Below are 21,185 nucleotides of genomic sequence, written 5' to 3'. Positions count from 1 at the left end.
CGTCGTCGCATGACGACGAACGACACCCGATTCCCGTGGCTCCCCATCCTCGCCCTCGCCGCGGGGACCCTGTGGACGGTGACCGCCGAGCTGCTGCCGGCAGGACTGCTCCTCGACATCAGCGACGACACCGGCGTCGCGCCCGGCAGCGTCGGCTACCTGGTGACCGCCTGGGGCCTTGCGATCGCGGTGCTGAGCCTGCCGTTGACGCGCCTGACCCGCCGGATCGACCGGCGCACGCTGCTCGTGTCGTCGCTGGTGGTGACCGGCGGCGCGACGGTGCTGACCGCACTGGCCCCCACCTATCCGCTCCTCACCGCCGCGCGCACGCTCGCCGCCGCCGCGCACGGTCTCTTCTGGGCGCTCGTCGTGGTCACCGCCGGATCCCTCGTGGCCGAGAGGTACGCCGCCCGGGCGATCGCCGTCGTCGTCGCCGGTCCGACGGTCGGCACCGTCCTCGCCATCCCGGCAGCAACAGCGCTGGGCGAGGCGAGCGGCTGGCGGTCGGCGTTCGGCGTCGTCGGGCTGCTGACGGTGGCGACCGGGCTCCTCGTGCGCGTGGCGCTGCCGCAGGTGCCGCCGGCTCCGGCGGGGGAGCAGGGACGGCGTGACCCGAGCGTCCCCGTCGTCGTCCGGGTCGCGGTCCTGGGCGCGGTCCTCCTCGTCGCCCATTTCGCGGCGTACACGTTCATCGCCCCGATCCTGACCGGTCCCGGCGGGCTGTCGCGATCGAGCGTCAGCATGGCGCTGCTGGTCTTCGGTGCGGCCGGCGTCGTCGGCCTGTTCGTCGCACCCACCCTGGTCGGCCGGCTGCCGCACTGGTCGCTCCCGATCACCGGCGTCCTGCTGGCGGGCTCGCTCGTCGCCGTCCGTGCGGCCGGCCGCAGCGAGCTGCTCGAGCTCGGGGCCGTCGCGTTGTGGGGAGTCGTCATCGGCGCAGTGCCGGTGGTGTTCCAGACCCGCCTGCTGGCGCTCGCCTCTCCGGCGTTCCGCCCGACCGCGGGCGCGGTGCTGGTCGTGGCCTTCAACCTCGGCGTCGCCTCCGGCGCCGCGCTCGGCGGCACCGTGAACGAACGCCTCGGTGCCGGTGCCCTACCCGTGGTCGGCGCGGCCCTCGCGCTGATCGCCGCGCTCGGGCTCGCTCGCGTCGGTCGGTCGAGCGTCCGGCCCGCCGAGACCCCGGAGATGATCGAGCAGCGCCTCGGCGAGCGGGTGGGGTGAGCGCCGGAGCGTGACGGCGTACAGGCCACGGGTCGGCGCGTCGACCAGGCGTACCGGCACGACGTCGGGACGAAGCGCCGCGGTCAGGGACCCCGGCACCAGCGCCAGCGCGTGGCCGGTCGCGACCATCGCGAGCTTGCCCGGCAGGTCGGCGGCGACCAGGTCGATGCGCAGGGCGACGCCGGCGCGGTCCGCGTGTCGGCGGAGCAAGGCCTCGGATCCTTCGTTGTCCTCGACCCAGACGTCGTCGGCGAGGTCCTCGATCCGCACCGCCTTCGTGTCCGCCGCAGCGTGGCCGACGGGTACGACGACGACCATCTCGTCGACCCCGATCGGCTCTCTCGCCAGCCGCGCGTCGTCGGGCAGGCCCGGCGGCGCGTCCGTGACGACGGCGACGTCGACCTCGCCCGCCAGCAGCCGCTCGGACAGCGCCGCGCTGAGGCCCGGCACCAGGCGCCAGGCGACGGGACCGCGCTCGTCGAGCAGGCGGCGTACGGCGGCCGGGACGAGCCCGGCCGCCAGCGAGGGCGTGGCCCCCACGGCGAGGGGCGGTGACGCCGGAGCCCGCGCGTCGAGCGCTGCCCGCGCGGCCCGGTCCGCCTCGTGCACGACCACGAGCGCGTGCCGGCGGAAGGCCTCGCCGGCCGGGGTCGGGGCGACCCCGCGCGCGGTGCGCGTCAGCAGCGGTACGCCGACCTCGCGCTCGAGCGCGGCGACCTGGCGGGAGATCGCGGACTGCGTGTAGCCGAGCTCGGTCGCGGCCGCCGACAGCGACCCGAGACGGCAGACCTCGACGAAGCTCTTCCAGGCGGTCAGGGACACGGGTTGATTATGCGCTTCCGGCATGGGAGCTGCGCGACATCTGCGCTTGTCGCAGTGTCGGCCGTGACCCACGCTGGGGACATGACTGCACCGGACAACCGCGTGGCCGTGCTCGGCCTGGGACGCATGGGGTCGGCGATGGCCGACCGGCTGAGGGAGCGGGACTGGGAGGTCGCCGGCTGGACGCGCAGCGCCGGCGGTGACCCGGCCGGCGCGGTCGAGAAGGCCGGCATCGTGCTGCTCTGCCTCTTCGACGGCGCGGCCTGCGAGGAGGTGCTCGCCGCCGCCGACCTGCCGCCGGACGCGGTGGTGGTGAACACCAGCACGATCGGTCCCGACGAGGCGGCGGCGCTGGCCGATCGGCTCGGGACGGCGTACGTCCACGCGCCGGTGCTCGGATCCGTGCCGGCCGCGACCACCGGTGGCCTCACGATCGTCGCGGCGGGTACGGCGCTGGACCGCGTGCGCCCCCTGCTCGACGACCTCGGTGACGTCGTCGCCGTCGCGGACGCCCGCACCGCCGCCGCCCTCAAGCTGGTGGCGAACAGCAGCCTGGCCGGGGCGGTGCTCGGCCTGCGCGGCTCGCTGCAGCAGGCCGACGCCCTCGGGCTCGGTCGCGACGAGGCCCTCGACGTGCTGGCCCGCGGACAGCTCGGCCGACTGGTCGCCGCGAAGCGCGACCTGCTCCTGGGAGCGGACGGCGTCGCGCACTTCACCGTCGGCGCGCTGGCGAAGGACCTCGCCCTCCTGGCGGAGGCCACCGGCCTGCCGCTGCGAGCCGCGGACGAGCTGGCCGGCAGCCCGGCCGGTGCCGACGCCGACATCGCTCTGGCCGCGACCGTCCCGCCCGTGGCCGACGCGGTGCTCGCGCCGCTGCGGGACTACGTGCGCGGCCACGCGACCGGCCGCCCGGCGTACTTCCTGCGGGCGTTCCTGCCCACCGCACACGTGGAGGGCCTGCGTGAGGGCGAGTTCGTGTCGTGGTCGCTCGAGGAGTACGTCCAGCTCTTCGACGGCACGCCCGCACCCGACGAGGAGAGCCGCCGGCGGCGGATCGACAGCGTCGACGTCCACGGCACGGTGGCGACCGCGTCGATGACGCTCTGGCACGGGGACACCACGTTCACCGACGTGTTCCTGCTGGCGCTCGTCGACGGGGCCTGGCGCATCGCCAACAAGGCCTACCACCGGTCAGGTGGATGACCGCCAGGTCGACATGCAGGCCGTGGCGTAGCCGAGCGACTCGTAGAGCGGTCGGCCCAGGCGCGACGCGGTGAGGGTGAGCGGCAGGTGGCCGACCCGCGCGAGCGAGGCGGCCATGACGGCCCGCCCGACCCCGCGCGAGCGGAAGGCGTCGAGGGTGCCGACCCAGTAGTGGCTCCCGTAGCCGTTGTCGACCATGCTCACGCAGGCGCCGGCCGGGCGTCCGTCGACGACGGCGAGCACGACCTCGAGGTCGTCGCGCCGCAGCAGCGAGGCGGGCAGGGACTCCCCAGGACGGTGCGGCTCGAACCGGCCCAGGCCGAAGCTCTCGATGATGACCAGCTCGGCGTCGTACAGGTCCTGCGCCTGCTCCACGACCACGGTGGGCAGCGCCGGGTCGGCGGCCGGGCCCGGGGGCCGGACCATCACGGGCATCTGCCACGACCGCAGGCCGAGGTGGTCGAGGTCGGTCGCGGAGAACGGGTCCTCGACGTCGAACGGCCCGGTCGCGTCGGCGGCCAGCCGCCCGATCGAGTCGACCTCGCCGGGGGAGAGGTCGGGCTCCTGGACCAGCACGCGGGTGCCGGCGCGCTCGTCGCCGACGACGGCGAGGTAGCCGCGCTCCCGGAGGATCCCGTGGCCGCGGGCGACGCCCTTCGCCGCCCAGAAGGCGGCGGAGTTGCGCGCCTGGAGGGTGGCAGCGTCGTCGTCGAGGAGCGCGTCCGACGGCGAAGGTCCCGTGTGCAGGTCGGCCATGGCGGGAGTCTGTCAGCGATCGGGGCCGATGCGGGACGATTCCAGGGACGCGCCGGGCTCGTCGAGCTCGTCCGGCTCCCAGCGCAGCAGGTCGCCGGGCTGGCACTCGAGCACCTCGCAGAGGGCGGCCAGGGTGGTGAAGCGGACGGCCTTGGCACGCCCGTTCTTGAGTACAGCGAGGTTCGCGGGCGTGATGCCGACACGCTCCGCGAGCGTCCCGACGGCCATCTTGCGGCGCGCCAGCATGACGTCGACGTCGACGATGATCGGCATCAGATCACCTCGTCGAGCTCGGACTGCAGGTGCTTCGCCTCGGTGTCGAGGGCGACGGCCTGGGCGAGCAGCGTCCGCAGCACCAGGACGATCAGCGCTACCCCGCCGACGACCAGCGCGACGCCGCAGATCATGGCCACGACGCCCGGCGCCACCTCGTCGCCGGGGTTGGTCCGGTTGCTGTAGGCGCCGATCACCGCGATGCCGAAGGTCAGCACGGAGGCGGCCGCGATGGAGCCGATGACGACGTCGACGTAGCGGAAGGCGGCGTGGGAGAAGACCGACCCGCGCCGGACCATGGTGAGCAGTCTCCAGATGCACACGGCGGTGATCTCCATGGTGAGGATGCCGAGCACGAAGATGCCGACGAGACCGACGCGCACGACCGCGTCGGCGTCGTCCATGTCCAGCCACATCAGCGGGGCGATCACCGTCTGGGCGGCCAGTGCGCCGACGAACGCGACCACGATGACGACTCGCAGCGCGAGGATGGCCAGTTGTCCCATCTCGACTCCTTTTGATCGTTTGTCGCGGGGAATCTATCGAAAAACGACAGGTACCGCAACCAGTGACCGGATCGTCCGCGGCGACCCCCTTGCCAGCGAAGTGAATCTGGATTAAAAACGCGGGATGACGGACACCCCCGAGATCCCTGCCTGGACGTTCCGCAGCCACTGGATGAGCCAGACCGCCGGCCATGCGGAGATGCGCCCCGGCGAGACGGCGCTGCGGTTCCAGGGCGTCGACACCACCTGGCGGCAGCTGCACGACCGGTCGCAGTCGTTCGCCGGCGCGCTCCGGGAGCGCGGGGTCGGCGCCGGCGACCGGGTCGCGCTGCTCACTCTCAATCGCCCCGAGTTCGTCGAGGCGGTGCTGGGCATCAACGCGCTGGGCGCGATCGCCGTACCGCTCAACGCCCGCCTCGCCCCGCCGGAGATGGCGCTGCTCGTCGAGGACTGCGGGGCCACCGTGATCGTCACCGAGGAGCTCCTCGCGCCGCTCGCCGCCGCCGTGGCGGCCGCCGCCCCGGGCCTCGCCACCCGCATCGTGATGGGCGAGGCGGACGGCATGGAGTCCTTCGAGCAGCTGGTGGAGGCGACCGCCCCGATCGAGCTGGGCGACATGCCGGAGGAGTCCGTCGCGCTGATCATGTACACCTCGGGCACGACCGGGCGGGCCAAGGGCGCGATGCTCACGCACCAGAACCTGCAGCTCCAGGCGCTGACCTGCATCCGCGCCAACGACGTCTTCGACGAGTCCGACGTCGCCTTCCTGACCGCGCCGTTCTTCCACATCGCCGGGCTCGGCTCGATGGTGGCGAACTTCGCCCTCGGCATCCCGACCGTCATCCACCCGCTCGGGGCCTTCGACCCGGCCGCGGTCGTCGACGCGTGGGAGCGCGAGCGGGCGACCGTGGTGTTCAACGTGCCCCAGCAGTGGCAGGCGATCTGCGCGCTGCCCGGCATCGCGGAGCGCGACCTGGTGCTCCGCATCATCAGCTGGGGCGCGGCCCCGGCCTCGGAGACCCTGCTCCGCGAGATGTCCGAGGCCTTCCCGAACGCGACGAACGTCGCGGTGTTCGGGCAGACCGAGACCTCGCCGATCACCTGCGTGCTGCGTGGCGAGGACTCGCTGCGCAAGCTCGGCTCGGTGGGGCGTCCGATCCCGACGATCCAGTACCGCGTCGTCGACGACGAGATGAACGACGTACCCGCCGGCCAGGTCGGCGAGATCGTCTACCGCGGCCCGTCCGTCACCCGCGGCTACTGGGACAATCCGGAGGCCACGGCCCAGGCGTTCGCGGGCGGCTGGTTCCACTCCGGCGACCTGGTCCGTCAGGACGAGGAGGGGTTCGTCTGGGTCGTCGACCGCAAGAAGGACATGATCATCTCGGGCGGGGAGAACATCTACTCCGCCGAGGTCGAGAACGCCGTGCACGCCCACCCGAAGGTCGTCGAGGTCGCCGTCGTCGGGCGGTCCGACGAGCAGTGGGGCGAGGTGCCGGTGGCGTACGTTGGCCTCGTGCCCGGGGAGAGCCTCGACCTCGAGGAGCTGCACGAGTTCCTCACGACCAGGATCGCCCGCTTCAAGCTGCCCAAGGACCTCGTCGTGATGGACGCGCTGCCCCGCAACGCCGGGGGCAAGGTGCTCAAGAACGACCTGCGCGCCGGGCAGGCCGAGACGGTCGGCGCCTGAGGACCGGCCGTGGCCTCCGCCGTCGTCATCTGCCCGCTCTGCGAGGCGACGTGTGGGCTGCGGGTCACCGGCGACCTGGACGGCGCGGCGACGGACCTCCGCATCGAGGGCAACCGCGACGATGTCTTCAGCCGCGGCTACCTGTGCGCGAAGGGCACCGCCCTCGGCGCCCTCCACGCCGACCCCGACCGGCTGCGGCAGCCGCTGGTACGGCGGGGCGGTGACCTGGTCGCCGTCGGCTGGGACGACGCGTTCGCCGAGATCGAGCGGGGGCTGCTGCCGATCATCGAGCGCGGCGGCCGCGACGCGGTCGGCGTCTACTTCGGCAACCCGACCGCCCACAACCTGGCGGCCGCGCTCTACCTGCGCCCCCTGGTCAAGGCGCTCGGCACCCGCAACGTCTTCAGCGCCGGTTCGGTCGACCAGATCCCGCGCGTCTTCGTCGCCGGCTACGTGTACGGCGATCCGGCGTCCGTCCCGGTCCCCGACATCGACCGCACCGACCACCTGCTCGTGCTCGGCGGCAACCCGCTCGTCTCGAACGGCAGCCTGATGACGGCGCCGGACCTGCGCGGCCGGATCCGGAGCATCGTGCAGCGCGGCAAGGTCGTCGTGGTCGATCCGCGCCGGACCCGGACCGCCGCGGTCGCGTCGGAGCACGTCGCCATCCGTCCGGGGGGCGACCCCTTCCTGCTCCTGGGCATGCTGCACGCGATCTTCGAGGACGGCCTGGTCGACCTCGGAGCCGCCGCGGGCCATGCCGCGGGTGTCGACGAGGTGGCGCGGCTGGTCGCGGCGTACCCGCCCGAGTCGGTGGCGGCCAGGGCCTCGATCGACGCGCCCACCATCCGCCGGCTCGCGACCGAGTTCGCGACCGCCCCGAGCGCTGTCGCCTACGGGCGGATGGGCACGACCACGCAGCCCTTCGGCACGCTGACCAGCTGGCTGATCGACGTGCTCAACGTGGTGACCGGCAACCTGGACCGGCCCGGTGGGGTGATGTTCCCGCTGGCGGCTGCCGGCCAGCCCAACACCCGGCCGGGCCCGAGGAGGCCGTTCCGGCACGGCCGCTGGCACAGCCGGGTCCGCGGCCTGCCCGAGGTCATGGGCGAGCTGCCGGCGGCCGCGCTGGCCGAGGAGATCCTGACTCCCGGGGAGGGTCGGATCCGCGGCCTGGTCACGATGAGCGGCAACCCCGCCCTGAGCGTGCCGGGGTCGACCGCGATGGCGGCGGCGCTCGCCGACCTGGACTTCATGGTCAGCCTCGACGTGCACCTCAACGAGACGACGCGGCACGCCGACGTGGTGCTGCCCGGCCCGTCGGCCCTCGAGCGACCCCACTACGACGTGCTGCTCAACCAGTACGCCGTACGCAACGTCGCCCGCTGGTCGGACCCGGTCCTCGGCACCGAGACCCCGCAGGAGTGGGAGACGATGCTGCGCCTCGCGGCGGTGGTGTCGGGTGCTGGGATGGGTGCGAGCGTCGCCGACCTCGACGACGCGTACGCCGCGGCGCTCGGGCAGCTCAACGGCGTGGAGCCGGCGGCGGACCTGCGCGGTCCTGAGCGGGCGCTCGACGTCCTGCTGCGCGCGGGTCCCTACGACCTGACGCTCACGGACCTCCGTGCGGCACCAGATGGGCTCGACCTCGGTCCGCTGGAGCCCCGGCTGCCGTCGGTGCTCTCGACCGCGAGCGGACTGGTGGAGCTCGCGCCCGACGCGATCACCCGCGACCTCGCCCGCCTCGAGGAGGTGGGGGAGCCGGGGCCGCTGCTGCTGATCGGCCGCCGGCAGGTCCGCTCCAACAACTCGTGGATGCACAACGTGCCGGCCCTCACGGGCGGCTCCAATGTCTGCACGCTGCAGGTGAGCCCCGACGACGCGCGCAAGCTCGACCTCGTCGACGGCGGTACGGCGCGGGTGCGCAGCCGCACCGGCGAGCTGGTCGCCATGGTGGAGGTCTCCACCGACCTGCGCGCCGGGGTCGTGTGCCTGCCGCGCGGATGGGGGCACGACCTGGCCGAGACCCGGCTCGGCGTCGCCGCCCGGCAGCCCGGGGTGAACTCCAACCTGCTGGGCGATCCCGACCTGCTCGACGGACCGACCGGCACCGCCGTCGTCAACGGCATCCCCGTCGAGGTGACTGCGGTCTGATCAGGGGACGATCGCGCGGCGCACCATGTCCTGGGCGACACCGATCACCTCGTCGAGCGGCCGGATCTCCGGGCGCCACCACTCCACCACCCAGTTGAGCGACCCGAGCAGCAGCATCCGGAACGTCCCGGCGTCCAGCTCCTCCCGGATCTCGCCCGCGGCCTTGGCGGCGGCGAAGAGGTCGCGCCAGTAGTGGCTGTACCGGGCCTCCTCGGCTGCGGGGCGCTCGCGCAGCGCCTCGGGAACGTGGCGTGCGTTGCGGATCGAGGCCGTGGCGTAGTCCGAGATGTCCAGCTCGTAGCGCAGGTGGGCGTCGACCGCGGCGAGGATCCGGTCGACGTACGACGTGCTCGCCGGCAGTGCCGAGATGGCCTTATCGACGTGGATGCGGACGTCGTGGGCACCCGCCCACATGACCTCCTCGACGAGCTCGTCGCGCGAGGCGAAGTAGTAGTAGATGGCCGGGGGCTGGACGCCGGCGACCTTCGCCACCTCGCCGAGCCGCATGCCCGCATAGCCCCGGTGCGACAGGACCGACGCAGCAGCGTCGAGGATGCGCGTGCGGGTTCGCTCGGACTTCGACGCCACGAATCGAACTCTAGTGTCGCGCGTCGGCGTTTCGTCGTCGATCCCCGTCCCGGGCGGTCGCTACGGCAGGATGGCGCGCATGACGTCGTCCCGCGTGCGCATGCAGGCCGAGGAGCGGCGCGACCTCATCGTCGCCGCGGCCGGCCGGGTCTTCGCCACCCGCCGGTACGACGACGTGTCGACCGTCGAGCTCGCCCGCGAGTGCGGGGTCAGCCGAGGGCTGCTCAGCCACTACTTCCCGACCAAGCGCGACCTCTACATCGCAGTGATCGGCCGGTTCCTCGAGGCGCCGCGACTCCCGATGCCGAAGTACGTCGAGGGCGCCACCGTCGAGGAGCGCATCACCCACAGCGTCCACGAGTGGGTCGGGATGGTCGCGCACAGCAAGGACGCCTGGCTGGCCGCCTCGGGCTTCCTGGGGGAGTCCCGCGACGAGGAGATCAGCGCGCTGCTCGAGGACTACGTCGAGCGGACCGCCGACCAGATCTGCGAGATCGCCGGGCTCCACGACGTACGCGACGAGCCGTCCGTCCGGGTGGCGCTCAACGGCTACTCGGCCTTCGCGACGGCCGTGACCCGGCGCTGGCTGCTCGGGGCGGGCCTGACCCGCGACCAGCTGGAGCAGCTGCTCACGGGCACCCTGACCACGCTGGTGCGGCAGACGCTGCCCGCGCTCACTCCGTCGTCAGCCGCGCGACGACCTCGGCGAACATCGTCGACTTGATGGCCCCGAGGGTCTCGGTGTGCTTGCCCGCGAGCCCGGCGACGCGGGCGGACGCCCGGTCGAGGAGGTCGGCCTCGGCCGCGGTCTCATCCGCGATCCCCGCCCCGGCCGCATCGGGGCCGGCGTACCGGCGACCGGTCGTCATCGAGTCGACGGCGGCGCGCGGGGTGAGCTTGGCCTGGATGAGCGCCGCCATGCCGGGCGTGAACGGGATCCGGATGTCCACCTCGGGGAAGCAGAGGTAGCCGCGGTCCTCCCGCATGACGCGCCAGTCGTGCGCCATCGCCAGCATCGCGCCGGCCCCGAATGCATGGCCGTTGACGGCCGCGACCGTCGGCACGGGCAGCGTGAGCACGCGGGCGAGCAGTGCCTGCACGCGGGCGACGTACGCCGGCAGGTCGTCGGGGTGCTCCATCACCCAGGCGAGGTCCAGGCCGTTGGAGTAGTGCTTGCCCGAGGCGGTCGTGACGAGGGGAGTGGCGGCCGCGACGGCCTTGTCGAGCGCGTCCTCGACGGCGGTCAGCCAGTCGAGGGTGAAGGCGTTGTCGTCGTCGCCGAGGTGCAGCACCTGGACGCCGTCGTGCTCAGTCAGCGTGGGCATGGGGATCCTTTCGGGCAGGTGTCCGTCACCGCGGGCTCCGGGTCCGCGGCGGGTCCAGGGGTACGGCGAGGATGGCGCGGACCGCGGCCTCGATCCGGCGCTCGGTCGCGGGGTCGGGTCGGCGCCCATCGATGAGCGCGCGCCGCAGGATCCCGCCGGGCACGTCGACCACGCAGGTCGCGACGGCCTCGACGGCGGGCCGGTCCTTGCGGTCCCAGATGCCGACGGCCAGGTCGGCCAGCAGCCGGCGGAAGCGCCGCTGCTCCCGGGCCAGGGTGTCGCCGAGCTCGGCAGGGAGGTCGGCGGAGAAGAGCTGGTCGCTGCGCTGGGCGAAGAAGAGCTGCGCGCTGGCCTGATGGCGGCGGGCGAAGGTGACCGGCGCGACCGAGGCCGCGACCACGGCCTCCTCGCCGTGCGCGGAGCCGACGGCCTCCTCGAGGATCGCGCCGAGGCGCTCGGAGGCGCGCAGCCACAGCCGCGCGAGCAGGTCCTCCTTGGACCGGAACGCGTGGTAGATCGTGCCGTTCGACGCCCCCGAGCCGGTCGCGAGCGAGCGGAGGGTGAGTCCCGCCGGATCGCCACTGGTGACGAGCTGCTCCGCGATGTCGAGCAGCTCGTCGAGCGAGTGGAGCCGGGGTCGTGCCATGTCGCCACTATAATAGAGCGGATGATCCAGAACCTCGATCCACCGGCGTGGCTCGGGTCACGCGCCGGACACGCCGATGTCTCCGGCTGTTTCTTGACTCGTTCAAGAAAGCGGGCAAGACTGCATCCATGACCACCGCCGACGCCGAGCAGCTGTTGCGGAGCGCGGGCCTGCGAGTGACGCGGCCGCGGCTCGCAGTCCTCGACGCGGTGCAGACGCACCCGCACGCCGACACCGAGTCGATCATCGGCGCCGTACGCCGCGGGCTGCCCGACGTCTCCCACCAGGCCGTCTACGACTCGCTGCACACGCTCACCGCGGCAGGGCTGGTACGCCGTATCCAGCCGTCCGGCTCGGTGGCCCGCTACGAGTCGCGGATCGGCGACAACCACCACCACGTGGTCTGCCGCTCCTGCGGCGCGATCGCCGACGTCGACTGCGCCGTCGGCCACGCGCCGTGCCTGGTCGCGTCCGACGACTCCGGCTTCCGGATCGACGAGGCCGAGGTCATCTACTGGGGCATGTGCCCCGCCTGCTCCACCTCTTGAACCACTGCTCGATCGACCGCACGAACACCGAAGTGAACCCCCGTTGGAAGGAAGCGCGAGACCAATGACCGACAACCAGAGCGACCCGCAGGGCGTGGACCGCAAGGCCGAGGGTGGGTGCCCGGTGATGCACGACTCGGCAGCCTCGCAGGGGAGCGAGAGCGAGAACCCGGCCCTCGACTCGCCGACGCCGAAGACCGGTGGCCGTCCGCGCAGCAACAAGGACTGGTGGCCCAACAGCCTCGACATCTCGGTGCTGCACGCGCACTCGTCGAAGGGCAACCCGCTCGCACCGGACTTCGACTACTCCGAGGAGTTCAAGAAGCTCGACCTCGCCGAGCTGCGCCGCGACGTCGTCCAGGTGCTCAACACCTCGCAGGACTGGTGGCCGGCCGACTTCGGCCACTACGGCGGCCTGATGATCCGGCTGAGCTGGCACGCGGCCGGCACCTACCGGATCCACGACGGCCGCGGCGGCGCCGGCGACGGCAGCCAGCGGTTCGCGCCGCTGAACAGCTGGCCGGACAACGGCAACCTCGACAAGGCGCGCCGCCTGCTCTGGCCGGTCAAGCAGAAGCACGGCCAGAAGATCTCGTGGGCCGACCTGCTCGTCTACGCCGGCAACGTCGCGCTCGAGGACATGGGCTTCTCGACGTTCGGCTTCGGCTTCGGTCGCGAGGACGTCTGGGAGCCGGAGGAGATCTTCTGGGGTCCCGAGGACACCTGGCTGGGCGACGAGCGCTACAGCGGCGAGCGCGACCTGGCGAACCCGCTCGGCGCGGTCCAGATGGGCCTGATCTACGTCAATCCCGAGGGCCCCAACGGCAACCCGGACCCGCTGGCCTCGGCCCGCGACATCCGCGACACCTTCGCCCGGATGGCGATGAACGACGAGGAGACCGTCGCCCTCATCGCGGGTGGCCACACCTTCGGCAAGACCCACGGTGCCGGCGACGCCGACCTGGTCGGCCCGGAGCCGGAGGGCGCGCCGCTGGAGGAGCAGGGCCTCGGCTGGCGGAGCGCGTTCGGCTCCGGAAAGGGCGCCGACGCGATCACCTCCGGCCTCGAGGTCACCTGGACCACCACCCCGACCCGGTGGAGCAACGACTTCTTCAAGATCCTGTTCGGCTACGAGTGGGAGCTCACCAAGAGCCCGGCCGGTGCCTACCAGTGGGTCGCGAAGGACGCCGAGGAGATCATCCCGGGCCCGGCGGCGGACTCGCCGAAGCGCAAGCCCACGATGCTGACCAGCGACCTCGCGCTGCGCATGGACCCGACGTACGAGAAGATCTCGCGCCGCTTCCTGGAGAACCCGAACGAGTTCGCGCTGGCCTTCGCCAAGGCCTGGTACAAGCTGCTGCACCGCGACATGGGCCCGGTGGACCGCTACCTCGGTCCGTGGGTCGCCGAGCCGCAGCTGTGGCAGGACCCGGTGCCGGCCGTCGATCACGAGCTGGTCGGCGACGCGGACGTCGCGGCGCTCAAGGTGAAGGTCCTCGACTCCGGCCTGTCGGTCTCCGAGCTGGTCTCCACCGCGTGGGCGTCGGCCGCGAGCTTCCGCTCCACCGACAAGCGCGGTGGCGCCAACGGTGCCCGCATCCGGCTCGAGCCGCAGCGCGGCTGGGCGGTCAACCAGCCCGAGCAGCTCGCGGGCGTGCTGGAGAGGCTCGAGGCGATCCGGTCCGAGTTCAACGGCGCCGGCGGCGCCCAGATCTCGCTGGCCGACCTGATCGTGCTCGCCGGCTCCGCCGCGGTCGAGAAGGCCGCCAAGGACGCCGGTGTCGAGACGACCGTGCCGTTCCACGCGGGTCGCACCGACGCCACGCAGGAGCAGACCGACGTCGACTCGTTCGCGGTGCTCGAGCCGCGGGCCGACGGCTTCCGCAACTACCTGCGTCCCGGCGAGAAGCTCCAGCCGGAGGTGCTCCTGGTCGACCGCGCCTACCTGCTCGACCTCAGTGCGCCGGAGATGACGGTGCTGGTCGGCGGCCTGCGTGCGCTCGGCAACAACGTCGGCGGTGCCCAGCACGGCGTCCTCACCGACCGCCCGGGCGTGCTCACCAACGACTTCTTCGCCAACCTGCTCGCCCCCGGCACGCAGTGGAAGGCCTCGGAGTCGGAGGAGAACGTCTACGAGATCCGCGACCTCGCGACCGACGAGGTCAAGTGGACCGCGACGCCGGTCGACCTGATCTTCGGCTCGAACTCGCAGCTGCGGGCGCTCGCCGAGGTCTACGCCAGCGACGACGCGCGCGAGAAGCTCGTCCGCGACTTCGTGGCGGCGTGGGTCAAGGTCATGGACGGCGACCGGTTCGACCTGGCCTGACCGGCCGACGCGTTGCGGAGGGGCTCACGTCGTACGACGTGGGCCCCTCTCGCGCGTCCGGGCGGCCTGAGTTGCCCGGGCGGTGAGGCTAGCCTCACCTTTCTGGAACCGTTCAAGAAAAGATGGTTGGGTTGCAGTCATCCCGACCGAAGGAGCAACTCTGTGACCGACATGCTGCACTCCGATCAGACCACCCACGTCGCGAAGCCGCCGTTCACCGCGTCCGAGCAGCTGGCCACCCACCTCCAGCAGCTCTCGGTGGACCTCGTCGACCTGCACCTCGTCGGCAAGCAGGCGCACTGGAACGTCGTCGGCCTCAACTTCCGCGACCTCCACCTGGCGCTCGACGAGGTCGTCGACGCCGCTCGTGAGTTCTCCGACCAGGTGGCCGAGCGCATGCGTGCGATCTACGTGACCCCCGACGGGCGTGCCGCGACGGTCGCCGCGCAGTCCAGCCTCCCCGACTTCCCGACCGGCGAGGTCAACACCGCCCAGACCGTCGACCTGGTCGCCGCGAGCCTGTACGCCGTGGCCGGGACCGCTCGCCGCATCCACGACGACGTGGACGCCGAGGATCCGACGACGGCCGACATCCTGCACGCGATCATCGAGCGCCTCGAGCAGCTCGCCTGGATGATCGACAGCGAGAACCGGGTCGCCAACGCGAGCCTGCCGCGCCCGATCCTGCGCTGACGGGTGCCGTCGGGGCCGGTGGTCGGGACCCTGTCCAACCGCTAGCATCGCGCGGAACAAGAACCCGTTCTAGCGAGGCGGTCGACGATGTCCGATCCCGGTCCCGGCGGTTTCAACCTCGCGACGGTGTTCGCCACCGTCGCTCGCGCGGTCCCCGACCAGGAGGTCGTGATCTGGCGCGACCGGCGCGTGACGTACGCCGAGATGGACGCGCGGGTCGACGGCATCGCGCGGTTCCTCGTCGGCCGGGGCCTGGGGGCGCGCGCGGAGCGCTCCGAGCTGGCCAACCACGAGTCCGGGCAGGACCACGTCGGCATCTACCTGCGCAACGGCAACGAGTACCTCGAGGCCATGCTCGGCGCGTTCCGCGCCCGGGTTGCAGCGTTCAACGTCAACTACCGCTACGTCGCGGAGGAGCTCGTCTACCTCCTGAAGGACGCCGACACCCGGGGCCTGGTCTTCCACTCGGAGTTCGCGCCCGTGGTCGCCGAGGTGCGCGAGCAGCTGCCCGAGCTGACCGTGCTGGTGCAGGTGTCGGACGAGTCCGGCCACGACCTCCTGCCCGGCGCCGTCTGGTACGACGATGCGCTCGCCGCCCCGGAGCCCGCGGGCGGCATGCCGACGCCCAGCGGCGAGGACCTCTACCTGCTCTACACCGGTGGCACCACGGGCATGCCGAAGGGCGTGCTGTGGAAGCACCACGACATCTACGTCTCCACGATGGGCGGCACCCCCTTCGGCGAGACCGAGCCCTACCCGTCGTACGACGCGATCGCCGAGTTCGCCCGCAACGCCAACGGCGGCCTGGCGATGCTCATGATTCCGCCGTTCATGCACGGCGCGGCGCAGTGGTCGACGTTCCACGGCATCACGTCGGGCGGCAGGGTCGTGATCCCGGACGACGTGCACCGGCTCGACCCGGCCAACGCGCTGGAGGTCGCCGCGCGCGAGCGCGTGCTGAACGTCGTCTGCGTCGGCGACGCCATCGCGAAGCCGATCATCGAGGAGGTGGAGCGGGGCTCCTATGACCTCTCGGGTCTCGTCAGCTTCGGCAACGGCGGCGCCGCGCTCACCCCGTCGGTGCGCGAGCGCATCTTCGCGGCCCTTCCGCACGTGATGGTGCTCGACTCCGCGGGCTCCTCGGAGTCGGGGCTGCAGATGAGCCAGATGACGATGAAGGGCGTCGAGGAGGAGGCGATGGTCTTCACGCCGCGGCCCGACACGTGGGTGCTCGACGACCTGCTCACCCGTCAGCTCGAGCCGGGGGAGTCCGGCGGCTGGCTGGCCAGGAGGGGCTTCGTGCCGCTGGGCTACCTCGGTGACCCGGAGAAGTCGGCACGCACCTTCCCGGTCGTCGACGGCGAGCGGTGGGCGGTGCCGGGAGACCGGGCCAGCGTGCTGGACGACGGCCGGATCCGGCTCCTCGGCCGCGACAGCGTCACCATCAACTCCGGCGGCGAGAAGATCTTCGCCGAGGAGGTCGAGCGCGCCGTCGCCGCCCACCCGGCGGTGCGCGACGTGGTCGTCGCGGGCCGGCCGTCGGAGCGGTGGGGCAACGAGGTCGTCGCGGTCGTCGAGCTCGAGGCGGGCGTCGACGTGTCCGACGACGAGCTGCTCGCCGAGGCAGGACGCCACGTCGCGCGCTACAAGCTGCCCAAGGCGATCGTGCGGGTGCCGCAGGTGCAGCGCTCCCCGTCGGGCAAGGCCGACTACCGCTGGGCCAGGGCGCAGGCGAGTGGCTGAGCAGCTCCGATGAGTTCGGAGCATGATCGGGGTCGACCGGTGCACAGACCCTGATCGAGGAGAGCGACATGAGCACCCAGCTGAACCCCTACCTGAGCTTCCGTGGCCAGGCCCGCGAGGCGATGACGTTCTACCAGTCCGTGCTCGGCGGCGAGCTCGACGTGATGACGTTCGGCGACATGGGCGGCGAGGCCATGGGCGTCCAGGCGTCCGAGGTCGACAACGTCATGCACTCCGCGCTGAGCGTCTCCGACGCGGTGCAGCTCATGGGCTCCGACGTGCCGAGCCACATGGAGGGCGACTTCGTCAACGGGCGGATCTCCCTGAGTGGTGACGACGAGGCCACCCTGCGCGGGTGGTTCGACGGGCTCGCCGCGGGCGGCACCGTCAACGTGCCGCTGGAGAAGGCGCCCTGGGGCGACTCCTTCGGCGACCTCACCGACAAGTACGGCGTGAGCTGGATGGTCAACATCGCGGGATCGGCCGGCGGCTGACCTCCTCCAGCTCCGACCAGTCGACGGTGGCGGTGCGCCGCTGGTACTCGGCGACCAGGCCGGGCCAGTTCGTGGTGACCCGCTTGCCGTCGCGGTACCAGCTGTCGCAGCCGGACCAGACGGTCCCGCCGATCCGACTGCGCATCTCGGCGTCGTACGCCTCCCAGACGTCGGGGCGCACCGAGACCCGGTGCGCCCCGCCGTCCTGGACCCGGCGCGCGACCTGCGCGATCCAGCGGGCCTGGGCCTCCAGCATCCCGATGATCGAGCTGCCGCCGAGGTTGGTGTTGGGGCCGTAGACCCGGAACAGGTTCGGGAAGCCCGGCACGCTGAGACCCAGGTGCGCCCGCGCCCCGTCGGCCCACACGTCGGCGAGGGAGACGCCGCCGGCGCCGCGCACGTCGATGCCGCCGAGGAAGTCGGTCGCCGCGAACCCGGTGCCCCAGATCAGCACGTCGGCCTCGCGCCGGCGGCCGTCTGCCGTGCGGACGCCGTCGGACTCGATCGCGGCGATCCGATCGGTGACCAGCTCGACGTGGTCGCGGGCCAGCGCGGGGTACCAGTCGTTCGAGAAGAGGATCCGCTTGCAGCCGATCGGGTAGTCGGGAACCAGCCGGCGGCGCAGGTCGGGGTCGCGCACCTGGCGCCGCATCTGGAGCCGCCAGCGGCCGCGGGCGTAGGCCATCAGCGGGCGCGCGAACCGGGAGGAGCCCACGAGGGCGCCGTTGAACTGCTCGGTGAACCAGAACCAGAACCGCCGCTCGCCGGCCGGGACCTCCGGCCGGGCCCGGAAGAGCCGGTGGTGGGCGTCGGTGAAGGCGCGGTCGGGCTTCGGCACGACGTACGGCGCTGACCGCTGGTAGACGGTCATCGAGCCGACCCGGTCCACGATGCCGGGCACGAACTGGATCGCGCTCGCGCCGGTGCCGACCACGGCGACGCGCTTGCCGCGCAGGTCGAGGTCGTGGCGCCACTGCGCCGAGTGGAAGGCCGGTCCGGCGAAGCCGTCCGCGCCGGGGACCTGCGGCACCACCGGGTTGGACAGCTGCCCGGTCGCGACGACGACCAGGTCGGCCTCGAGGACCTCGCTGTCGGTGGTCACCTGCCACCGGTCGCCGGCGTACTCGAGCCCGGTGACCTCGACGCCGGTGCGCACCAGGTCGAGCAGGCCGCGGTCGTCGGCCGTGCGGCGGATGTAGTCGAGGATCTCCGGCTGCGGCGAGTAGCGGCGCGACCAGGTCGGGTTGGTCGCCCACGACCAGGAGTAGAGCGGCGAGGGGACGTCGCAGGCCGCGCCGGGATAGGTGTTCTCGCGCCAGACGCCGCCGACGTCGGCGGCGCGCTCGAGGACCGTCACGTCGCTGACCCCGGCCTCGCGCAGCGCATGTGCGACGCCGAGCCCGCCGAAGCCGGCTCCGATCACGATCACTCGAGCACCCATGGGAGGAACGCTAGGGCCGCTCGAGGAGCCGATGATCCATAATTCCGGCCATGTCGGTCGAGCCCGGGGGTTTCGAGGGCGCCGCGGTGCGGACGTGGGACTTCCCGCGCGCCGTCGCCGGGGTGCGCCTCCTCCTCGAGCTCGCTGTCGAACGAGGCGTCCCGGAGGGCGTTGCGCTGGCCGGGACGGGTCTCGGCGTCGTCGACTTGGCGACGGCCTCGGAGGTCACGGCCGACCAGGAGCTGCGGGTGGTGCGCAACCTGCACGCCCGCCTGGGAGAGGTGGGTGCCGAGGTCGGGCGGCGCTACCGGACCGCGACGTTCGGCGTGCTCGGCTACGCACTGCTCTCGAGCCGCACCCTGCTGGACGCGATGAACGTCGCGCTGCGCTTCCTCGACCTCAGCCACACGTTCGCGATCCCGTCGGCGGCGCTCGTCGGTGACCGGGTGCGGATCGTGGTCGACGGATCCCGGTTGCCGGCCGACGTACGGCGGTTCCTCGTCGAGCGCGACACCGCCGCGATCCTGGCGGTGCTGAACGAGCTGGTGTCCGGCGGCCTCGCGACCCGGACGACGGTGGCGGGCGATGCGCGCGTGGTGACCCTGCCCGCCGCCGACCTGGGCCGCCGCGTCTCGCACGCCGACGCCGCGGCGCGGGCGGTGTCGGAGACGGTGTGCCGCGACGTGGTGGCGCGGCGCCGCGAGCGGTCCGGGCTGGCCGGGGAGGTGCGGGTGCTGGCGACCCAGCAGCTCGCGGCCGGCGCCCCCGCTGCCTCGGTGGCGGCCGCGCTCGGCGTCAGCGAGCGGACCCTGCGCCGCCGGCTCGCGGCGGACGGCACGTCGTACCAGCGGCTGCTCGACGAGGTCCGCGAGTCGCTGGCCGTCGAGCTGCTCGGCACGCTGTCGGTGCAGGACGTCGCCGTGCGGCTCGGGTACGCCGAGGCGTCCAGCTTCATCCTCGCCTTCCGGCGCTGGACGGGCCGGACCCCCGGTCGGGTGCGGATCAGGTGATGGTCATGCCGCCGTCGACCGCGAGCGTCTGCCCGGTGACGTAGCCGCCCGCGTCGGAGGCCAGGAACACCACGGCCGCGGCGAGCTCGGCGGGGTCGCCCTTGCGACCGGCGGGGATGCGCTGCTGCTGGCCCTCGAGGTAGCCGGGCGGGTACTGGTCGGTCATCTCGGAGGCGAAGAACCCCGGCGCGATCGCGTTGACGCGGATGCCCTTGCGGCCGGTCCACTGCTGCGCCAGGTCGCGGGTCAGGCCGATCAGGCCCGCCTTCGAGGAGGCGTACGCCGCCTGGGGGAGCCCCGCGGTCGTGATGCCCAGCACCGAGCTGATGTTGACGATGCTCGAGCCCGGCTGCATCACGCGGCCGCAGGCCTGCGCCATCCAGTAGCAGCCGTTGAGGTTCACGTCGATCACCTGCCGGAACTCCTCCGGCGCCTCCCGGGTCGCCGGCACCGCCGTACCGATCCCGGCGTTGTTGACCAGCACGTCGACCCGGCCGAACTCCTCCATCGCGAGCGCGACGAGGTTGGTGCACGAGTCGGGGTCGGCGACGTCGGTCTCGACGGTCAACGCGCGGCGTCCGGCGGCCTCCACCAGCTTCGCGGTGTCGGCGAGCCGGTCGACGCGCCGAGCGCCGAGCACCAGGTCGGCGCCGGCCTCCGCGAGGCCCTGCGCGAACGCGACGCCGAGGCCGCTCGAGGCACCGGTGACGATCGCCACCCTGCCGTCGAGTCGGAAGAGGTCGGGGACGGTGCGCGCGTCGGTCATGCCGGCGACTGTAGCGATGCCCGGATGTCGGCCTTCAGGACCTTCCCGACCTTCGAGCGGGGGAGGTCGGGCCAGACCTCCACCTGCTTGGGTGCCTTGACGCTCCCGATGCGCTCCTTGACGAACGCCGTGATCTCGTCCGCGTCGCCACGGGCGCCGGGCCGCAGCTGCAGGACGGCAGTGACCCGTTCGCCCCACTTCTCGTCCGGCAGCCCGACGACGGCGCAGTCCTGCACGTCGGGGTGTGCCATCAGCGCCTGCTCGACCTCGGTGGAGTACACGTTGAAGCCGCCGGTGATGACCATGTCCTTGGCCCGGTCGACGATGTAGAGGACGTTGTCGTCGTCGAGGTAGCCGATGTCGCCCGTGTGGTGCCACCCGTACGCCGAGGCCTCGGCCGTCGCCTCCGGGTTGCGGTGGTAGCCCGCCATCACGAGCGAGCTCCGCACGACGATCTCGCCGCGCTCGCCCCGGGGGAGCAGCGTCCCGTCGGCACCCATGACGGAGACCGTCACCAGCGGAGCCGGTCGCCCCGCTGATGACAGCCGTTCGTGGGCGATGCCTCCGTCGGGCCGGAAGTGGTCGCGGGGCGCCAGCGTCGAGATCATCATCGGCGCCTCGGTCTGCCCGAAGAGCTGGCCCATGACGGGGCCGATCCGCACCAGGGCCTCCTCGAGCCGCGTCGGTGACATCGGCGCCGCGCCGTACCAGAAGCACTGCAGCGAGGAGAGGTCCGTCCGGTCCAGTGCGGGGTGTGCGAGCACCATGTAGATCAGCGTCGGTGGCAGGAACGTGTGCGTGACGCGGTGCCGCTCGACGAGCTCGAGGAACCGGCCGACGTCCGGGGAGCGCATGACGACGATCTCGCCGCCGAGTGCGAGCACCGGGAAGCAGAGCACCCCGGCGGCGTGCGTCAGCGGCGCGAGCGCCAGGTAGACCGGCCGGCCCTCGAACGGGTAGCTCATCAAGGTGATGGCGGT

Annotated in this window: 20 protein-coding genes and 1 pseudogene; 11 read left to right on the top strand and 10 right to left on the bottom strand. The window is 72.5% G+C overall.

Features of this window, described 5'->3' with window-relative positions; genetic code table 11:
- The first annotated feature begins 9 nt into the window (after positions 1–9).
- On the top strand, positions 10–1,221 hold the full coding sequence (locus ACFQQI_RS04850; RefSeq protein ID WP_378558747.1) for an MFS transporter: 1,212 nt from the start codon (positions 10–12) through the stop codon (positions 1,219–1,221).
- 18 nt (positions 1,222–1,239) lie between these two features.
- Here the strand turns inward: ACFQQI_RS04850 and ACFQQI_RS04845 are convergent.
- Positions 1,240–2,067, bottom strand: a pseudogene (locus ACFQQI_RS04845) (LysR family transcriptional regulator); the annotation flags it as partial.
- 57 nt (positions 2,068–2,124) lie between these two features.
- Between ACFQQI_RS04845 and ACFQQI_RS04840 the strand changes: the two are divergent.
- Entirely contained in the window at positions 2,125–3,246 is a 1,122-nt protein-coding gene (locus tag ACFQQI_RS04840) for a nuclear transport factor 2 family protein (RefSeq protein ID WP_378558744.1), read from the top strand.
- Here the strand turns inward: ACFQQI_RS04840 and ACFQQI_RS04835 are convergent.
- Genes ACFQQI_RS04835 through ACFQQI_RS04825 form a run of 3 tightly spaced genes read right to left on the bottom strand, consistent with a single transcriptional unit; the run spans position 3,235 to position 4,781 of the window.
- Positions 3,235–4,002 (bottom strand): GNAT family N-acetyltransferase, encoded by a 768-nt coding sequence (locus ACFQQI_RS04835; protein ID WP_378558742.1) that lies wholly within the window; start codon positions 4,000–4,002, stop codon positions 3,235–3,237. The two genes, ACFQQI_RS04840 and ACFQQI_RS04835, sit on opposite strands and share 12 nt — an antisense overlap.
- A gap of 12 nt (positions 4,003–4,014) precedes the next feature.
- Positions 4,015–4,275 (bottom strand): helix-turn-helix domain-containing protein, encoded by a 261-nt coding sequence (locus ACFQQI_RS04830; RefSeq protein WP_378558739.1) that lies wholly within the window; start codon positions 4,273–4,275, stop codon positions 4,015–4,017.
- Positions 4,275–4,781, bottom strand: coding sequence for a DUF2975 domain-containing protein (locus tag ACFQQI_RS04825; RefSeq protein WP_378558737.1), 507 nt, complete (start codon positions 4,779–4,781; stop codon positions 4,275–4,277). The genes ACFQQI_RS04830 and ACFQQI_RS04825 overlap by 1 nt, the downstream gene beginning before the upstream one ends.
- 124 nt (positions 4,782–4,905) lie before the next feature.
- On the opposite strand from ACFQQI_RS04825, the gene ACFQQI_RS04820 reads away from it, so the two are divergent.
- Together ACFQQI_RS04820 and ACFQQI_RS04815 are read left to right on the top strand one after the other, a co-directional pair.
- Positions 4,906–6,471 carry a long-chain-fatty-acid--CoA ligase gene (locus ACFQQI_RS04820; protein ID WP_378558734.1) on the top strand — a complete coding sequence of 522 codons (1,566 nt, stop codon included), beginning with the start codon at positions 4,906–4,908 and terminating at the stop codon, positions 6,469–6,471.
- Between the two features lie 9 nt (positions 6,472–6,480).
- Complete coding sequence (locus tag ACFQQI_RS04815) at positions 6,481–8,625, top strand: molybdopterin-dependent oxidoreductase (protein ID WP_378558732.1); 2,145 nt, start codon at positions 6,481–6,483, stop codon at positions 8,623–8,625.
- Here ACFQQI_RS04815 and ACFQQI_RS04810 read toward each other — a convergent pair whose 3' ends face one another.
- Entirely contained in the window at positions 8,626–9,213 is a 588-nt protein-coding gene (locus tag ACFQQI_RS04810) for a TetR/AcrR family transcriptional regulator (RefSeq protein ID WP_378558729.1), read from the bottom strand.
- A gap of 79 nt (positions 9,214–9,292) precedes the next feature.
- Between ACFQQI_RS04810 and ACFQQI_RS04805 the strand changes: the two genes are divergently transcribed.
- Positions 9,293–9,937 (top strand): TetR/AcrR family transcriptional regulator, encoded by a 645-nt coding sequence (locus ACFQQI_RS04805; RefSeq protein WP_378558726.1) that lies wholly within the window; start codon positions 9,293–9,295, stop codon positions 9,935–9,937.
- Here the strand turns inward: ACFQQI_RS04805 and ACFQQI_RS04800 are convergent.
- Together ACFQQI_RS04800 and ACFQQI_RS04795 are read right to left on the bottom strand one after the other, a co-directional pair.
- Positions 9,888–10,538, bottom strand: coding sequence for an enoyl-CoA hydratase-related protein (locus ACFQQI_RS04800; protein ID WP_378558724.1), 651 nt, complete (start codon positions 10,536–10,538; stop codon positions 9,888–9,890). The genes ACFQQI_RS04805 and ACFQQI_RS04800 overlap by 50 nt on opposite strands.
- Positions 10,539–10,563: 25 nt before the next feature.
- A complete protein-coding gene (locus ACFQQI_RS04795; protein ID WP_378558721.1) occupies positions 10,564–11,184 on the bottom strand; it encodes a TetR/AcrR family transcriptional regulator in 621 nt (206 codons plus the stop codon).
- A gap of 128 nt (positions 11,185–11,312) precedes the next feature.
- Between ACFQQI_RS04795 and ACFQQI_RS04790 the strand changes: the two genes are divergently transcribed.
- The 5 genes from ACFQQI_RS04790 to ACFQQI_RS04770 all read left to right on the top strand — a co-directional run bounded on the left by ACFQQI_RS04790 (position 11,313) and on the right by ACFQQI_RS04770 (position 16,988).
- Entirely contained in the window at positions 11,313–11,732 is a 420-nt protein-coding gene (locus ACFQQI_RS04790; protein WP_378558719.1) for a Fur family transcriptional regulator, read from the top strand.
- Between the two features lie 64 nt (positions 11,733–11,796).
- On the top strand, positions 11,797–14,058 hold the full coding sequence (gene katG, locus ACFQQI_RS04785) for a catalase/peroxidase HPI (RefSeq protein WP_378558716.1): 2,262 nt from the start codon (positions 11,797–11,799) through the stop codon (positions 14,056–14,058).
- A gap of 171 nt (positions 14,059–14,229) precedes the next feature.
- Entirely contained in the window at positions 14,230–14,751 is a 522-nt protein-coding gene (locus ACFQQI_RS04780; protein ID WP_378559869.1) for a Dps family protein, read from the top strand.
- Between the two features lie 87 nt (positions 14,752–14,838).
- Positions 14,839–16,494: an acyl-CoA synthetase gene (locus ACFQQI_RS04775; RefSeq protein WP_378558713.1), complete on the top strand. Its 1,656-nt coding sequence runs from the start codon at positions 14,839–14,841 to the stop codon at positions 16,492–16,494.
- 68 nt (positions 16,495–16,562) lie between these two features.
- The gene (locus tag ACFQQI_RS04770) at positions 16,563–16,988 is read left to right on the top strand and encodes a VOC family protein (protein WP_378558711.1); all 426 of its coding nucleotides are present in this window, start codon (positions 16,563–16,565) and stop codon (positions 16,986–16,988) included.
- Here the strand turns inward: ACFQQI_RS04770 and ACFQQI_RS04765 are convergent.
- A complete protein-coding gene (locus ACFQQI_RS04765) occupies positions 16,960–18,429 on the bottom strand; it encodes a flavin-containing monooxygenase (protein WP_378558709.1) in 1,470 nt (489 codons plus the stop codon). The two genes, ACFQQI_RS04770 and ACFQQI_RS04765, sit on opposite strands and share 29 nt — an antisense overlap.
- Before the next feature lie 50 nt (positions 18,430–18,479).
- Here ACFQQI_RS04765 and ACFQQI_RS04760 point away from each other — a divergent pair, with 50 nt between their 5' ends.
- Positions 18,480–19,439 carry an AraC family transcriptional regulator ligand-binding domain-containing protein gene (locus tag ACFQQI_RS04760; RefSeq protein WP_378558706.1) on the top strand — a complete coding sequence of 320 codons (960 nt, stop codon included), beginning with the start codon at positions 18,480–18,482 and terminating at the stop codon, positions 19,437–19,439.
- Here the strand turns inward: ACFQQI_RS04760 and ACFQQI_RS04755 are convergent.
- Positions 19,432–20,205, bottom strand: coding sequence for an SDR family NAD(P)-dependent oxidoreductase (locus ACFQQI_RS04755; RefSeq protein ID WP_378558704.1), 774 nt, complete (start codon positions 20,203–20,205; stop codon positions 19,432–19,434). The genes ACFQQI_RS04760 and ACFQQI_RS04755 overlap by 8 nt on opposite strands.
- Positions 20,202–21,185: AMP-binding protein (locus tag ACFQQI_RS04750; RefSeq protein WP_378558701.1), on the bottom strand; the 984-nt coding region annotated here is incomplete at its 5' end. The genes ACFQQI_RS04755 and ACFQQI_RS04750, both read right to left, overlap by 4 nt.

The organism is Nocardioides sp. GCM10030259 (assembly GCF_042666375.1).
In the GTDB taxonomy this organism is placed as follows: Bacteria; Actinomycetota; Actinomycetes; order Propionibacteriales; family Nocardioidaceae; genus Nocardioides.
This window is presented reverse-complemented; position numbering and strand designations above follow the sequence as displayed.

Bases quoted from the DNA above. Each gene is read 5' to 3' on its own strand.
- ACFQQI_RS04850 (WP_378558747.1), top strand. From the start codon at position 10: ATGACGACGAACGACACCCGATTCCCGTGGCTCCCCATCCTCGCCCTC.
- ACFQQI_RS04840 (WP_378558744.1), top strand. From the start codon at position 2,125: ATGACTGCACCGGACAACCGCGTGGCCGTGCTCGGCCTGGGACGCATG.
- ACFQQI_RS04835 (WP_378558742.1), bottom strand. From the start codon at position 4,002: ATGGCCGACCTGCACACGGGACCTTCGCCGTCGGACGCGCTCCTCGAC.
- ACFQQI_RS04830 (WP_378558739.1), bottom strand. From the start codon at position 4,275: ATGCCGATCATCGTCGACGTCGACGTCATGCTGGCGCGCCGCAAGATG.
- ACFQQI_RS04825 (WP_378558737.1), bottom strand. From the start codon at position 4,781: ATGGGACAACTGGCCATCCTCGCGCTGCGAGTCGTCATCGTGGTCGCG.
- ACFQQI_RS04820 (WP_378558734.1), top strand. From the start codon at position 4,906: ATGACGGACACCCCCGAGATCCCTGCCTGGACGTTCCGCAGCCACTGG.
- ACFQQI_RS04805 (WP_378558726.1), top strand. From the start codon at position 9,293: ATGACGTCGTCCCGCGTGCGCATGCAGGCCGAGGAGCGGCGCGACCTC.
- ACFQQI_RS04800 (WP_378558724.1), bottom strand. From the start codon at position 10,538: ATGCCCACGCTGACTGAGCACGACGGCGTCCAGGTGCTGCACCTCGGC.
- ACFQQI_RS04795 (WP_378558721.1), bottom strand. From the start codon at position 11,184: ATGGCACGACCCCGGCTCCACTCGCTCGACGAGCTGCTCGACATCGCG.
- ACFQQI_RS04790 (WP_378558719.1), top strand. From the start codon at position 11,313: ATGACCACCGCCGACGCCGAGCAGCTGTTGCGGAGCGCGGGCCTGCGA.
- katG (WP_378558716.1), top strand. From the start codon at position 11,797: ATGACCGACAACCAGAGCGACCCGCAGGGCGTGGACCGCAAGGCCGAG.
- ACFQQI_RS04780 (WP_378559869.1), top strand. From the start codon at position 14,230: ATGCTGCACTCCGATCAGACCACCCACGTCGCGAAGCCGCCGTTCACC.
- ACFQQI_RS04775 (WP_378558713.1), top strand. From the start codon at position 14,839: ATGTCCGATCCCGGTCCCGGCGGTTTCAACCTCGCGACGGTGTTCGCC.
- ACFQQI_RS04770 (WP_378558711.1), top strand. From the start codon at position 16,563: ATGAGCACCCAGCTGAACCCCTACCTGAGCTTCCGTGGCCAGGCCCGC.
- ACFQQI_RS04765 (WP_378558709.1), bottom strand. From the start codon at position 18,429: ATGGGTGCTCGAGTGATCGTGATCGGAGCCGGCTTCGGCGGGCTCGGC.
- ACFQQI_RS04760 (WP_378558706.1), top strand. From the start codon at position 18,480: ATGTCGGTCGAGCCCGGGGGTTTCGAGGGCGCCGCGGTGCGGACGTGG.
- ACFQQI_RS04755 (WP_378558704.1), bottom strand. From the start codon at position 20,205: ATGACCGACGCGCGCACCGTCCCCGACCTCTTCCGACTCGACGGCAGG.